We start from the raw sequence: 13,914 nt of genomic DNA, 5'->3' as shown, positions 1-13,914 counted from the left end.
GGCCGAGTGGGGCGCCTGGGGCTGCCTCAGCCGGCGCACCGATATCGAAGGATGAGATCCCCGCGCCGTTGGTGCGGGAGGAAGGAACTCGCCATGGAACGGCTTCAGGGTAAGACCGCGCTGGTCACGGGCGGAGCGATGGGAATGGGAGCGGCAACCGTGCGCCGGTTCGTGACGGAGGGCGCCAACGTGGTCATCGCCGACGTCAACCGCACCGTGGCGGAGGCGCTCGCCGCGGAACTCGGGCCGCAGGCCGTCGCCGAGAGACTCGACGTCCGGTCGGCAGAGGAGTGGGCAGCCCTCGTCGGGCGGACGGAGGAGCGCTTCGGCTCCGTCGACATCCTGGTCAACAACGCCGGCATCGCCGACCCCGCTCCGCTGGAACAGTGGGACGCAGCGCGGTTGCAGCGCACGTTGGACGTCAACCTGATCGGTGTCTTCAACGGCATCCAGGCCGTCGTCCCGGCGATGAAGCGGGCCGGCGGCGGATCGATCGTCAACATCGGCTCCGTCGGCGCTCTCCAGGGCGTGCCGAGGATGTCCGGCTACGTGGTGTCGAAGTGGGGCGTACGGGGGCTGACCAAGACCGCCGCGCTGGAGTTGGGCGTCCACGGGATCCGCGTGAACGCGGTGCACCCCGGCCAGATCCAGACGCCGATGACCGAAGGCGTCACGTTCGACACGAGCAACGTCGCGCTCGGCCGGGTCGGTCAGCCGGACGACATCGCCCGGATCGTCCTCTTCTTCGCCAGCGACGACTCGATGTTCGTCACCGGTAGCGAGGTGGCGGGCGACGGTGGGCAGATCGCCGGCCCGGCCGACTACCAGGGTCTGCCTCAATGACGGGCACGCCACACCCGGGGGTGGTCATCATGCAACGACCCGCCGCGCTGGCCCGATACCGTCTGACGGGATCCCGAACTCCCGGATTCGTTGATCCTGAAACTCCGCCTCGCGTCGCGGACCACTGCACCCGAAGGGGAGGAGGGCTCGGCCTCAGGTGAATCGGCGTACCTGGTCGCGACGGTGTCCCCAGACGGTGAGTCCGGCGAGGACCGTGATCCAGACCGCGAGCATCACCAGGGACAGGGGCCCGACGGACTCCCCGGTGAGCGCGACCAGCACCAGGTCGGTCGCGCCCCGGGTGGGTACGAAGGGTGCGATCTGCTCGATGATCTTCGGCGTGTCCGCGTCGTCGAAGAACATCCCACCGGCCACCGCCAGCGGCAGAAAGCCGACGCTGTTGGCGATGGCGGCCACCCGCATCGACATCAGGTAGCCCATCGCCAGCCCCAGCAGGGTGAAGGTCACCACCGCGACCATCAGCGCCCCCGCCGCCAGCAGTACCCGTGACGGCGGAGCCGAGGCGGCGGTGAACAGCCCGGCCACCAGCAGGATCGGGATGATCGCCGCGGCGACGACCGCCAGCCCGACCAGCAGGTAGCCGGACATCTGCGGGGCGATTCCGCCGGGGAGGGTGCGCAGGTAGTTCCCCCAGGCCGATTCCCGTTGCGCCGCGATCGCCACGCTGAAGTGGCCGACGCAGGCCATGAGCACCCCGAACACCACAAGGGTCGCGGTGGCCGAGGTGATCGCCGCCGCGTCCTGGCCGATGAAGGGTACGACGAAGAACACCATGACTCCGACCGGGACCAGTGTCACGGTCAGGAACATCGTGGGCGTACGGATGGTGTCGGCGAGGTTCCGCCGGGTGTAGGTCATGGTCAAGGAGGACATGGAACGGCCCTTCGGGTCAGGTGGTCCGCCGGTCGCCGGTGATCGCCAGGAAGGCGTCCTCCAGCGAGGCGGATTCGATCTCGATGTCGGTGAAGGACGCGCCGGAGGTCACCAGTTCCCGGACCAGCGCGCTGGCATCGTTGGTGAGCAGATGGGCGCGGTCGGCGTCTCGCTCGATCGAGGTGACCCCGCTGAGCGCGGGCAGCACCGGGTGGCTGAGTGTGACCCGCTTGAGCCGGACCCGGCTGCGGATCTCGGCGAGACCGCCGTCGGCGATGATCCGGCCGTGGTCCATCACCACCACCCGGTCGGCCAGCGCCTCCACCTCCTCGATGTAGTGGCTGGTCAGCAGGACGGCTCCGCCGTCGGCGTGGAAGGACCGGATGCCGTCCCACAGCGCCCGCCGGGCGTCCACGTCGAGACCGGTGGTGGGCTCGTCCAGGAAGACCAGTCGGGGCCGCCCGACGAAGGCCAGCGCGACCGCGACCCGTCGCTGCTGTCCGCCGGAGAGGCCGCCGGCCTGCCGGTCGGCCAGCGGGGTGAGGTCGAAGCGGTCGAGAAGTTCGGCCCGGTCCACCGGATCGGGGAAGTGCGCCGCGACGAAGTCCACCAGTTCGGTGACCCGCCAGGTCTCCGGAAGCCCGGTCTCCTGCGGCGTCACGCCGATCACGCGACGAGTCGACTCGCTGCGCGGGTCGCCGCCGCACAGTTCGACACTGCCGGAACTGGGCCGCAGCAGGCCGGTCATCACGTTGATCAGTGTGGACTTTCCGGCACCGTTGGGGCCCAGCAGTCCGAGTACCTGCCCGGCGGGGATGTCCAGGGAGACGCCGTCCAGCGCGGCAGTGTCGTGGTAGCGGCGGGTGAGGTCGCGTACGCGGGCGAGGACGGTCATGCGGCGGCCTCCGGAACCTGTGGGTTCGGGTCGGACATGATCGACGGGAGGTCGGGGAAGGCGAAGGGGCTCGGCTCACCGTGCGGCACGACCGGCCACGCCTGTCCGGTCCCGCCGCGTGTCAGCACCAGCTCGGCGACCTCGGCGACGCGTTCGGGGGAGAGGACCGCCACTCCCAGGTCGCTGATGAACGGGATCGCCTCTCCCAGGATCGGGGTGTCGATGAAGGTGGGGCACAGCGCGTTGACGGTGACACCCCGGTCGACCACGAGCGGCGCGACAGAGCGGACCAGCCCGATCACCGCGTGCTTGGTGGCCGCGTAGAGCGGGTTCATCGGGCTCTCGCTCAAGCCGGCCAGGCTGGAGGTGGCCAGGACCGCGCCGGAACCCTGCGCGGTGAACACCTCCAGGGCGGCGTGCAGCCCGTAGACCACTCCGTCGAGATTGACCGAGACCAGGTCGCGGTAGTGCTCGGGCCGGAAGTCCTCGGTGAAGCTGCCCTGTTCACCGATTCCGGCGTTCAGCACGACGACGTCGAGCCGGCCGAAGTGCCTGGTCGCAGTCTGGGCGGCGGCGATGTTGTCGGCCAGCCGGGCGACGTCGGTACGGACGAAGGCGCCGGCAACCTCCCGGGCGACGGTCTCCCCGGCCGGATCGACGTCGGCGATGACGACGCGGGCGCCGCCGGACGCGAAGCGGCGGGCGATGGCCGCACCGATTCCGCTGGCTCCGCCGGTGATGAGTACGACTTTGTCGTCGAGGGGGTTCATGGCTTCTCCGTGGTGGACGGGACCGGCCGGGTGGCGTGGTCGATAGCGGTGGTGATCTCCCGCAGGTACCGGTCGATGTCGAGGCCGGGATCGCGGGACAGCGCGGTGGGTACGGCGTCGATCACGCCGCGCACGATCCGGGCCATGACGGTGACGTCGAAGTCCCGGAACTCGCCGGATGCCTGCCCCGCCTCGAACAGTTGCTCCAGCGGCAACAGCAGTTGCCGGTCGAATTCGGCCGGGTCGGCGTCGGGCAGGTCACCCAGGCCACCGCTGGTGAGAATCTCGACGAGGGCGATCATCCGGGCCGGGTGGGCGCGCATGTACTCCAGGTTCGAGCTGATGTAGGCGCGCAGTTGGCCTGCAGGCGTGGTCTCGGCATCGATCATCGGTGCCATGGATGCTGCGGCGTCGGTGTAGACGGTCGTGACGACCTGGGTGATCAGCTCGGACTTCCCCGCGAAGTGGTACGAGATCAGTCCTCGGCTGATCCCCGCACGAGTGCCGATCTTGCCCATCGACGCGCGGTGGTAGCCGACCTCCGCGATGGTCTCCACCGCGGCGTTCACGATCTGGGCCCGCCGCGCCTCCTCGATGAAGGTGCGTGACTGGCTGCCGGGTTCAATATTTGGCACCATGGCCAAAATTTAGCACGTGATGCCAGAGAGCTGCGCCGGCACGGGACCCGAGCAGGCCGGGTGGGTACTCGACCGGCCTCCGATCGTCGCCGACCAGCCCAGGGGGGCGTGGGACGCGGGCGGCATGCACACTCCGAGCTACGTGCCACCCCATGGCGGACGCGGTGCGCGCATCTACTACGCCGGCCGTGCCGGGGCGCGTCACTACGGCCCAGGCAGTGCGTACGCGATCGGTCTCCTCACGCAGGACGACCGTGGGCGGTGGGCGCGACACCCGGGGCCGGTCCTGCGTGGAGGGTCGGGTCAACCCAGCGTGCTCGAACCGCTGGTCATCGCCGTCGACACCGGTTACCGGATGTGGATTCTCGCCACACCGCACGAGGTCGCCCCCGGCGAGCAGCCCGACTTCGAGTTGCACGTGACCGACAGCAGTGACGGCGTCCACTGGGAGCCTGCCCGGCGCTTCGCCACGAGTGAGGAGGGCTACTTCGACAACGCCGTCTACCCGATCCCGCACGGGTGGGAGATGACACTGGCTCGCGGCACCAACCTGCACGGCACCACGCCCTACCCGGAGCAGGGGCTGTGGGTGATGCGCGCCGCCACTCCGTCGCCGGACCGCGCGGCCTGGTCGACGCCCGTACGCGTGCTCGACACCGCCGCCCCCGGCATCCCGTCGTGGGTGGCCCGTGGAGTCTGCGGCCCCTCGGTCGTCCCGCTGCCCGACATGCGACGGATCGTGTTCCTCACCGGCACCCACGATGTCGACTCCTGGTGGCGGGCCACCCGGCGACGGATGGCTCACACAAGGCGGACCGCCGTGCCGTCGCCCTATTGTCTCGCCACCGGCACCATCCAACTGACCGTCATGGAGTGAGTGGCTCGGTGCCTACAGGTATGGCTCTGACGGTCAGATCGAGCGGACCGGGGAACGACAGGGGATGCCGCCGCCGGCCCGCTCGACCAGCAAATACAACGATCGTTCTAGTTGATGCTGTCGATGACCGCGACTTCCTCCGAGCCGACGCACTCGGTGGGCACGTCTGGGAAGCCGTCGCCTAGGGGTGGGCTCTGGTAGCCGCCACCTGCCTCGAAGGAGTCGCCTACCTTGATGTCTCCCTTGCCGGGCACCTTCACTCCCGTCTGACCATCCCCGAGGAGCGTGGTGCCGTTCGGCCAGGCGAGGAGGTAGACACTGCCCTCGTTGGTCCGCACGGCGAGGCACCGTCCGTCGGCGACGATCAACTCTCCCGCAATCTGAGCATCCCGGCCGCCATCGGATGCTGGCGCAACGATTGTGCGTACGCCGTCGGATTCGACCACCTGCCCGCCACTGGCATCACTGCCGCAGCCGGTAAGGGTGCCCAGGCCGACGAGCGATACCGCGATCAACCAGCGAGGCCATCTTCTGTCATCGCTCACTCGCACCGTGCCTCCAGAATGTAGGTCAGCACCCGACGTCGCTCCGAAGCCTCAGGTCGTCTTCAATAGTAGTCCCAGCGTGATGTGAACCTGCTGGGTGGGTGTGAACATGTCTCGAGTGAGCAGGTTGTAAGTCTTGTATCCGGAGTGGACGCCATAGGCGGCGGTGCCCCAGTACCAGGGTCCACCGCTGTCGCCACCCGCTGCCTTGCGCCGGTGAGTCATGGCAAGGCCACAGTATTGATCACGGCATTGGTTCAATTGGTACACCTCGTCGCAGGTGGCGCCAGAGGTCTTGCCGAACTTGCATACCGATATTCCCGGCGTGGGGTGGCCGACTGTCTGCGCGTTTCGGCGCACACCTGAGTCGTAGTAGAACTGATTTCCAACTGCCTCCGAAGAGCGGTGCCATTGCATGTCTCCCTGGGCACCCTCGTGGGCGGAGATGAAAGTCAGGACGCTACGCGATTCGTATGCCTGCGAATTTCCGCAGTGGCCTGCGGTCGTCAAACCGTGCTGCGAGGTGTCAGTGGAACGGCGAACGGGGAATCCGGCCGTGCAGGATGAGAGGGAGCCTCCGCCGTAAACGGTGTCAACTCCACCATCGAGTTGGGAAGTCGCTTCGATCTCGAGTCGAACAGCAGGGGGAGTGGCATTGATCGCGGCGGCTACTGGCCCAGCTTCGAGAGTCGACCGGATGTGGTCAGCAACCCTTGCTGCGGCTATCCCCGGCTGCGATCCTACAGCTACGCGAATAGTGCCGGTGGTGGTGTCAGGGTTTGTCGCGACCCGAGCGTTCGGGCCCGCTTCTGCCAGGACTGCATAGTGAACGTCCTTGGCTGCCTGGACAAGGCTGGCTTCATCCCATCCTAGGTGTTCACGGATCTCCACCCGGGCCGGCACGGTGGTGAGATGGCTGGCGATATCCGGCGGCGCTGATCCGCTGAATGAGATCCAGGCGTCGTAGTTGGCGCCGGGGGCGATTGCGGCATCAGCGAATGTGTCCGCGTAGGTGGCGCGCAAATGGCCTACAGCACGCGCGAATTCATGCCGCCAGGCGTACTTGTCTACCGTCGTCTCCAGGTCCATTGCATGCTGCGCAGCGAACTGCTTCAGGTCATGCAGTTCCTCGGGAGTCGGCTTGATAGCGACCGTGGTCGGCTGGATTACCGAACGCTCAGGAACATTGGTCACCGCAGAGGCCCGAGAGAAGACAACTCCTGACGGGCTGCTGGCGACGGACCAATGTTCCTCCCCCGCCTGCTTGGCAAGCGCTGGTGCCGATGGTGCTATCACGGTTAAGGCGATGGACGTTGCGATTAGCGATCGTCGTAACAAGACTTCCCTTTCCGCCGTAGGGTCTGCCCTCGTGAGGCAACAATTAATCTTGATCCGAAGCGTAGTGATGTCAATCCATGCAGTCAAGGAACTTCCCTGATTGCGTAGAGTGAGGTGGCGCTTAAGTGAAGCGTGTCCCTAATTGCGCAACTTGATTCGGTTGAGCCGCCCGGGGCCTCGGTGGGGGCGTGCAGGGTGTAACGTGGGCGCGTTGCCGATAAGCATTGGCATCTGTGGGGCGCGATTCTTGCTCACCGTGTCCGAAAGCAGATTTCCCGCCGCTATTGAGTCTCCGCGGACTGCCGTGTTCCCGATGTGAATGCGCCTGATTGTGCATCCGGCTGCCCTGAGGTATCTCGATCGCCACGCCGTTCCTCGCCCCTGCCCAGATCCGCGCGACTCCGTCCGTCCTCGGCCCTCAGTCGGTCGGCGCGGTGTGGCGGAGCCCGGCGAGGACGAGCGTGATGACCTGATCCGCGTGACTGCGGTAGCTCGGGTGGTCGTGGGTCGCGGAGATGCCGTGCAGAGCGATCATGACGGCGTCGGCACTCACGTCGTCGCGGACCGTGCCGGCCTCGGCGGCGGAGGCCAGCAGATCGGCGATGACCTGGTGCAGGGCCTGGGCGCCCTCGGCCATGGTGTCCGAGTGGGTGGCCATGAGCGTGGCGAGGGTGCGGGCGAGGCCCTGGTGGGCGTGCAGGTGGGCCACGAAGTCGCGCAGGAAGGACTCCAGCGCCTCGTCGGCGGGGAGGGTGGCGTGCAGCTCGCGGGCGCGGTCGCACAGCGCGGCGAGTTCCTCGCGGTAGACCGCTTCGGCCAGGGCTTCCCGGGTGGGGAAGTGGCGGTAGAGCGTGCCGGTGCCCACGCCGGCCAGCTTGGCGAAGTCGTCGAAGCGCAGGTTGAAGCAGTTCTTGGCGAAGAGTTCGCGGGCCTTGGCGATGAGGGCTTCGCGGTTGCGGCGGGCGTCGGCGCGGAGCGGCTTGGCGTCGGTCATGTGGGGTCCCGTGTTGACAAGTGGAGACTGTCTCCATATTTTGAAAGTGGAGACTGTCTCCGATTGTAGGGTGCGAGGTGGCGCGTGAAGGTCTTGATGTTCGGGCGGGGTGTGATCGGTGCAGCCTACGGGTGGGCCCTGGAACGGGCCGGGCACCACGTCGAGTTCTACGTCCGGCCGGGGCGGGCGGCGGCGTACGGAGATGCGATCGACGTTGATCTGCTCGACGCGCGACGGCGGCCGTGGGGGAAACGGGTCGTCGAGAAGTGGCCGGTGCGCCTGCGCGAGTCGCTGGCGCCGGACCATGACTTCGACCTGATCGTCTTGAGCGTGCAGCACTACGGCTTCGCGGAAGCTGCGGCCTTCCTGGGGCCGCGCGTGGGCGGGGCCACGGTGCTCGTCTTCAACAACCTGTGGGTCGAGCCGCTGACCGCGATCGAACATCTCCCCACCGAGCAGGTGGCCTGGGGCTTTCCCGGGGCCGGCGGCGGTTTCGGCGACGACGGGGTGCTGCGTGCGTCCCTGCTGCCGATGGTCTTCCTCGGCACTCTCGACCGGCCGCCCACCGAGCGCGAGCGGGCCGTCCGCGAGGTGTTTCGCGGGGCCGGGTTCAGGATCCAGGAGAACTCCGACTTCCGGGGCTGGTTGGCGATCCACTTCGTCCAGAACGCGGGTCTGCACACGCAGAGCCTGCGGCGAGGTTCCCTGTCCACGCTGACACGCGGTGACCTTCGCGAGGCGATCCTTGCCGTCCGCGAGCTACTACCGCTGGTCGAGGCGCGGGGCGTCGATCTGCGGCGGCATCGGTCCTCCCTGCTGCCGTTCACCGGGCCCGTCTGGCTGGCCGCACCGGCACTCGCCGGGATGTTCGCCCATTTCCCGCCGGCGCGCAGGGTGACGACGGCGCACGCCAACCCCGAGGAGTTGCGGGCGGTCTGCCGCGACACGCTCGCGGAAGCGCGTCGGCTGGGGGTGCGGGTGCCGCGGCTGGAGGCGGCCGAGCGCTACTTCACCGACGCGACTGCGGCCGGGGTGTCGGGGGTGGGTGTGGTGTAAGGAGGGGTCCCCTGCTAACGCCTGGTGTATAGCAGGGGACCCCTCCTTACACCCGACGCCGCGTGCTGCCGAGTCTGGAGCCGCCTACTGCGTCGGCTGCGGCACCGGCTGGAACGCCACGTCGCTCACGTCGGCGACCAGCTCGGTGAAGTCGGTGCCGTACGCGGCCGGCTCGATGATGCGCAGCACCAGCGCGAACGGTCGGTCGGCACCGTAGGTGCGGGCGAGTTCCGGGTGGTGCGTGGTCAGGTAGCGGGCGGCGGCGAGGTTGCTGCCCGCCGTCAGGCCGCCGATGAAGAACACCGGGCGTCCACCGACCGGGCCCCAGAACCGGGCGAGCAGGACGTAACTGATCTCCGGGCTGGCGACGTACTCGGTGCCGCCGACGGTGAACGCCCGCCGACGCTTCTCCTCGTCGAAGATCTCGTACGTCACGCCACGGAGGATCGCGCGTAGGTGCGTGACGCTGCGCGGGCTCGCACCGCCGGGACCGCCGACGCAGAACTCGGTCAGCCGGCCGATCTCCCCGGTCGGCTGGTCCTCGCCGACCCGGTCCGCGTAGGCGCCGCACTCGCGGGCGATGGTCGCCAGCTCCACCAGCGCGGCGACGTCGCGGCGGTGGACGCTGAACTCGCGCGGCGACGACGCGTGCCGGGAGACCACCAGGAGGCAGCTCGCTCCGGCGGTCAGGCCGAAGAAGGCACGTGCCCGGTTCAGTTTGCGCCGACGTAACAGAAACCCCGAGAGCCAGACGGCCGTACCGGCGATGACGCTCGCCAGCAGATTGATCACAAGGTCACCCACGCCTCGATCATGGCCGATCCCGTCACGCCCGGCGTCAGCGGCGGGGTAGCACGCCGAGGAGGGTCGCGGTCAGGGCCAGCTTCAGTGAGTCCCGCAGCTCCATGTGAAAGCGGGCCAGCTCGGGTGCGGCCCGGTAGGCCGCCTCCAGGCTGGGCGGAGGTGTGCTGTACGCCGACAGCGCTCCGGCCATGACCATGGTCTGCAGGTTGAACAGCGCGGCGTTCTCGCCCAGCTCCGGCAGGTGCTCGTGGATCAGGGCGGTCATGGTGGCCAGATGCCCCATGGAGGCACGCTTGTAGCGGAGGGCGACCTCGACGGAGACGTTGTGTTCCAGGACGCCGACCTGTGCGCCGAAGAGGTCGCAGAGCACCACTCGGGCGGCCAGTGAGCGGCTGAGGACCTCGGCCACCGCGGTCGCCCGTTCGGTCATGGGCAGGTCGTCGTCGACTCCGTCGGTCAGCTCGCCGGCCAGGTCGGTGAGCCACTCCTGGAGGTAGCGGTCCAGTAGTTCCAGCAGCACCGCCTCGCGGGACTCGAAGTAGCGCAGCACGTTCGGCTTCGCCAGGCCCACCCGGCGGCTGAGCTCATTGAGGGTGACTGCGGCCACCGGCATTTCGTCGAGCATTGCCGACGCCGCGTCGAGGATCGCCCGTCGGCGGATCTCCCGCTGCTCTTCGGTCCGGGCCCGCTGGAAGGTCACGATCACCAGCCTAACTTAGGTACCTTCGGTACGTTGACAACGTACCGGGAGTACTTTAACGTCGTCGACGCAAGATACCTCCGGTACTTAAGATGATCGGGAGCCTGGCATGAGCGAGAAGTGGACGACGGCGAACATCCCGGACCAGCGCGGGCGGGTCGCCGTGGTGACCGGCGCCAACACCGGGCTGGGGTACGAGACGGCCAAGGCGCTCGCCGAGCGCGGGGCGTCCGTGGTGCTCGCCGTACGCGACGTCGAGAAGGGCGAGCAGGCCGCGGCGCGGATGACCGGGGACGTGACCGTGCAGGCGCTGGACCTGACCTCGCTCGACTCCGTGCGGACCGCAGCGGGGGAGTTGCGGTCCCGGATCGACCGGATCGACCTGCTGATCAACAACGCCGGGGTGATGTACACCCCGAAGCGGACCACCCGTGACGGCTTCGAGCTGCAGTTCGGCACCAACCACCTGGGCCACTTCGCGCTCACCGGGCTGCTGCTGGACCTGATGCTGCCGGTGCCCGGCTCGCGGGTGGTGACGGTCAGCAGCACCGGCCACCGCATCCGGGCCGACATCCACTTCGACGACCTGAACTGGGAGCGGTCGTACGGCCGGGTCGCCGCCTACGGCCAGTCCAAGCTCGCCAACCTCATGTTCACGTACGAGTTGCAGCGCCGCCTCGCCCCACACGGCACCACCGTCGCGGTCGCCGCGCACCCCGGCATGTCCAGCACCGAACTCGCCCGCAACACCCCCGCAGCCCTCCGGCTCCCGCTCACCTGGCTCGCGCCGCTGATCACTCAGACGCCTGCGATGGGCGCGCTGCCGACCCTGCGCGCCGCCACCGACCCCGCCGTGCTCGGCGGCCAGTACTACGGCCCCGGCGGACGCAACGAGGTCATGGGCCACCCCCGACTGGTCACGTCCAGCCCGAAGTCGTACGACATCGCCGTCCAACAGCGACTCTGGGCCGTCTCCGAAGACCTCACCGGCGTGACGTTCCCGGTCATCCAGCCCGCGCGGAACTCGTTCTCCGCCGGCCTACGCGCTGCCTGACCGCCGGTCTGGCCAGGTCAGGAATCCCGGGCGGCGTCCAGCGTCGGGGTGCGGACCTGGTCGCAGGCGGCGAGCAGCGTCCCGACACGGCGACGTGCGTCAGCCGCCAACGGATCTCCGTCGCGGCGCAGCACGCGTACCGCCGTCGCGGCGGCCTCGGCCGCCCACACGGTGAGCTGCGCTGCGGCGAAGGCGTCGGCGATCGCCAGCAACCCGGCGCCGTCCTCGGCGGCGCACGCGCGGGCGTGCCGGGCCAGCAGCGGCGACAGGGTTCCGTCGGTACGCTCGGCCAGCTCGGAGAGGCGTTGGGCCACCGAGCGCCGTGCGCCGTCGGCGCAGGTCGGACCGATCAGGGTGGCCGCCTGACCGAGTCGGGTCAGGTCGTGCAGGGCCAGCACCTCGTACCCGGTCAGGCCGTCGGTGCGTAACCGGTCGACCAGCGCGACCAGGTGTTTCACGGCGGCGGGTAGGTCGCCGGAGGCGGCGATCGTCCCGCCACGGGCCAGTTCCAGCCAGGGGTAGAACACCGCGATGCACGGGGAGTGCGCATGGTCTGCCGCCGCCATCGCCGCCGAGGCCGTGTCGGCGTCGCCGCGCCAGGCCGCCACCTGGGCCCGTTCGCCGTGGGCGAGACTGCCGTAGAGCCGGCTGGTGGCCAGCATCGCGCCGGCCGTGTTGCTGAAGGTGACCGCCTGGTCGGTGTGCCCTCGGAGCCGCGCGGCGTAGGACTGGAGGATGGTCAGGAAGCCGCTGCCGAGTCGCAGGCCGCCGGAGCTGACCAGGTCGGCGAACTCGTCGGCCGCGATCGCGTCGATGCCGGGCAGGTCGCAGGTGAGCGCCAGCCGGGCGGCCCGGGTCGACTCCACCATCGCCTGGAGGTACGGCATGTCTCCTCGCCAGCCGGCGACCTCGGCCTCCACCTGGGCGATCGCGTCGGCGTTGCGGCGGAACAGACCGCGCGTCGCGTCGACGTAGGCGACCACACACCGGGCCAGACCACGGGCACCCGGTCCGGACGCCGGGCGGGCCAACACCGACTGGCTCAACCGCAGCGCCGCCGCGATCTCCATCCGGTGCATCCGCATGAGCGCCTCGAACGCCCAGACCCGTGCCTGGTGGCCGGGATCGGTGAGCGTGCCGGCCGCCTCGGCCAGGCTGTCGACGGTGGACTCCTCACCGAGGCTCCAGTACGACAGCATGCCCCGCACGGTGAGCCAGCGGCTCCGACGCCGCTCGTCGACCAGTTCGTCCCTGACCAGGTCGAGGACCTGGAGGGCTTCGTGCGGGCGCTCGCAGAGCATCAGGACGGTGGCGAGCAGTTCCGCGGCGTCATGACCACCGCCGGCTGCCAGCGCCGCCCGGGCCAGTTGGATCGTGAGCGGTACGTCGTAGCGGGCGAATGCCTGCACGGCACCGGCGAGCAGCAGGCGGGGATCCTGTGCGGAGCCGGCGCCGAGCCGCCACAGGGCGACCCGCAGCAGGTCATCCGGGCGGCGGGCACCGGTGGCCTGCACCAGGTCGGCCAGTTCGGCCTGTAGTTGCCGGGTCCGGGCCGGCGGGCAGCGGCGGCGCAGCAGCTCTCCGTACAGCGGATGCGTCAGTCTTACGTCGACCCGCCGGTCACGCCGGACGACCGCGATCAGGCCGTGCTCCTCGGCCTGGGTGACGTCGGCGGCGTGTGTCGCCGTGGTGAGCAGGTGCAGGCCGATCTGTTCGCTCAGGGCGACCAGTTCCACCACCTTGCGTACGCCCGGCGCGAGGTGGTCGATCCGGGTGCCGATCACGTCCGTCACGTCGAGAGGCCGCGTCGAGTGGCCGGTCCACTGCCAGATGCCACCGGAGCAGGCCCACTCACCACTGCCCGACGTGCTGCGGAGCAACTCGTGGAGAAGCAGCGGATTGCCGGTCGAGAGGCGGAACATCTGGTCGATCGATCGCGCGTCAGCCGGCCCGCCGAGGACGGCGGCGAGCAGTTCCGTGGTCTCGTCCCGGCCGAACGGGGTCAGCTCGACGCGTTCGACCAGATCGTCGACGCACAGGGGCCGCAGCGGCAACGGCACCTGCTCCCCGTCGTCCACCGTCCCGAGCAGGACGACGTCCTCCTGCCGGGTGAGCACGTGGACCAGCGCCGCCGACGGTGCATCGAGCAGGTGGGCGTCGTCGACGGTGAGCACGATCGCCCGGCCCATGGCCTGCTCGTGCAGCGCATCCACCACCCACCGCAGTACTCCGGCGGGGGTGAGACCTGCCGGTTGCGCGACGGGAAGCACCTGGGCCAGACCGCCGAAGGGCAGCGCCGTACTCGGATGGCTCGCGGCGATGGGCCAGACGACGTACCGGCTCGCGGGAAGCTCCGCCACGGCCTCGCGGACCAGGCGGCTCTTGCCGACACCGGCACCGCCGCTGAAGAAGACGCCCCGCCGGCCGATGCCCTCCACTACCGCTCGCAGGTGCTTGAGCTCACCGGTTCGGCCGACGAAACTTCCCCGATCCACCGAGGCATCGT

General features: G+C 69.2%; 14 protein-coding genes. 4 read left to right on the top strand and 10 right to left on the bottom strand.

All coding sequences use genetic code 11. The features are described 5' to 3' along the window. Positions 1-93: 93 nt before the first annotated feature. Positions 94-843, top strand: a complete 750-nt coding sequence (locus ABT008_RS10645; RefSeq protein WP_350695443.1) for an SDR family NAD(P)-dependent oxidoreductase — start codon at positions 94-96, stop codon at positions 841-843. A gap of 153 nt (positions 844-996) precedes the next feature. On the opposite strand, the gene ABT008_RS10640 is transcribed toward ABT008_RS10645, so the two are convergent. The 4 genes from ABT008_RS10640 to ABT008_RS10625 are packed head-to-tail and all read right to left on the bottom strand — an operon-like array spanning position 997 to position 4,040. Next, a complete protein-coding gene (locus ABT008_RS10640) occupies positions 997-1,737 on the bottom strand; it encodes an ABC transporter permease (protein WP_350695441.1) in 741 nt (246 codons plus the stop codon). A 16-nt stretch (positions 1,738-1,753) separates the two neighbouring features. Next, positions 1,754-2,632, bottom strand: a complete 879-nt coding sequence (locus tag ABT008_RS10635) for an ABC transporter ATP-binding protein (protein WP_350695439.1) — start codon at positions 2,630-2,632, stop codon at positions 1,754-1,756. Further along, positions 2,629-3,402 carry an SDR family NAD(P)-dependent oxidoreductase gene (locus tag ABT008_RS10630; RefSeq protein WP_350695437.1) on the bottom strand — a complete coding sequence of 258 codons (774 nt, stop codon included), beginning with the start codon at positions 3,400-3,402 and terminating at the stop codon, positions 2,629-2,631. The genes ABT008_RS10635 and ABT008_RS10630 overlap by 4 nt, the downstream gene beginning before the upstream one ends. Beyond that, entirely contained in the window at positions 3,399-4,040 is a 642-nt protein-coding gene (locus ABT008_RS10625; RefSeq protein ID WP_350695436.1) for a TetR/AcrR family transcriptional regulator, read from the bottom strand. Before ABT008_RS10625 ends, ABT008_RS10630 begins: the two co-directional genes overlap by 4 nt. 313 nt (positions 4,041-4,353) lie before the next feature. Between ABT008_RS10625 and ABT008_RS10620 the strand changes: the two genes are divergently transcribed. Continuing rightward, entirely contained in the window at positions 4,354-4,917 is a 564-nt protein-coding gene (locus ABT008_RS10620; RefSeq protein WP_350695435.1) for a hypothetical protein, read from the top strand. 107 nt (positions 4,918-5,024) lie between these two features. On the opposite strand, the gene ABT008_RS10615 is transcribed toward ABT008_RS10620, so the two are convergent. The 3 genes from ABT008_RS10615 to ABT008_RS10605 form a co-directional block, all read right to left on the bottom strand. Continuing rightward, positions 5,025-5,462: a hypothetical protein gene (locus tag ABT008_RS10615; protein ID WP_350695434.1), complete on the bottom strand. Its 438-nt coding sequence runs from the start codon at positions 5,460-5,462 to the stop codon at positions 5,025-5,027. A gap of 51 nt (positions 5,463-5,513) precedes the next feature. Next, positions 5,514-6,656: a S1 family peptidase gene (locus tag ABT008_RS10610; protein ID WP_350695432.1), complete on the bottom strand. Its 1,143-nt coding sequence runs from the start codon at positions 6,654-6,656 to the stop codon at positions 5,514-5,516. Positions 6,657-7,218: 562 nt separating this feature from the next. Beyond that, the gene (locus ABT008_RS10605; RefSeq protein WP_350695430.1) at positions 7,219-7,794 is read right to left on the bottom strand and encodes a TetR/AcrR family transcriptional regulator; all 576 of its coding nucleotides are present in this window, start codon (positions 7,792-7,794) and stop codon (positions 7,219-7,221) included. An 84-nt stretch (positions 7,795-7,878) separates the two neighbouring features. Here ABT008_RS10605 and ABT008_RS10600 point away from each other — a divergent pair, with 84 nt between their 5' ends. Continuing rightward, positions 7,879-8,850 carry a ketopantoate reductase family protein gene (locus ABT008_RS10600; protein ID WP_350695429.1) on the top strand — a complete coding sequence of 324 codons (972 nt, stop codon included), beginning with the start codon at positions 7,879-7,881 and terminating at the stop codon, positions 8,848-8,850. 84 nt (positions 8,851-8,934) lie between these two features. On the opposite strand, the gene ABT008_RS10595 is transcribed toward ABT008_RS10600, so the two are convergent. Both ABT008_RS10595 and ABT008_RS10590 read right to left on the bottom strand, forming a co-directional pair. Beyond that, positions 8,935-9,654, bottom strand: a complete 720-nt coding sequence (locus tag ABT008_RS10595) for a hypothetical protein (RefSeq protein WP_350695428.1) — start codon at positions 9,652-9,654, stop codon at positions 8,935-8,937. Positions 9,655-9,688: 34 nt separating this feature from the next. Beyond that, a complete protein-coding gene (locus tag ABT008_RS10590) occupies positions 9,689-10,360 on the bottom strand; it encodes a TetR/AcrR family transcriptional regulator (RefSeq protein ID WP_350695427.1) in 672 nt (223 codons plus the stop codon). A gap of 103 nt (positions 10,361-10,463) precedes the next feature. On the opposite strand from ABT008_RS10590, the gene ABT008_RS10585 reads away from it, so the two are divergent. Further along, a complete protein-coding gene (locus tag ABT008_RS10585; RefSeq protein ID WP_350695425.1) occupies positions 10,464-11,408 on the top strand; it encodes an SDR family NAD(P)-dependent oxidoreductase in 945 nt (314 codons plus the stop codon). A 17-nt stretch (positions 11,409-11,425) separates the two neighbouring features. Here the strand turns inward: ABT008_RS10585 and ABT008_RS10580 are convergent, their stop codons facing one another. Next, positions 11,426-13,903, bottom strand: a complete 2,478-nt coding sequence (locus ABT008_RS10580) for an AAA family ATPase (RefSeq protein ID WP_350695423.1) — start codon at positions 13,901-13,903, stop codon at positions 11,426-11,428. Between the last annotated feature and the right edge of the window lie 11 nt (positions 13,904-13,914).

This window comes from Micromonospora sp. NPDC002389, from assembly GCF_040296095.1.
In the GTDB taxonomy this organism is placed as follows: Bacteria; Actinomycetota; Actinomycetes; order Mycobacteriales; family Micromonosporaceae; genus Micromonospora.
The sequence above is the reverse complement of the archived record's forward strand: the minus strand, read 5'-3'. Positions and strand labels throughout refer to the sequence as shown.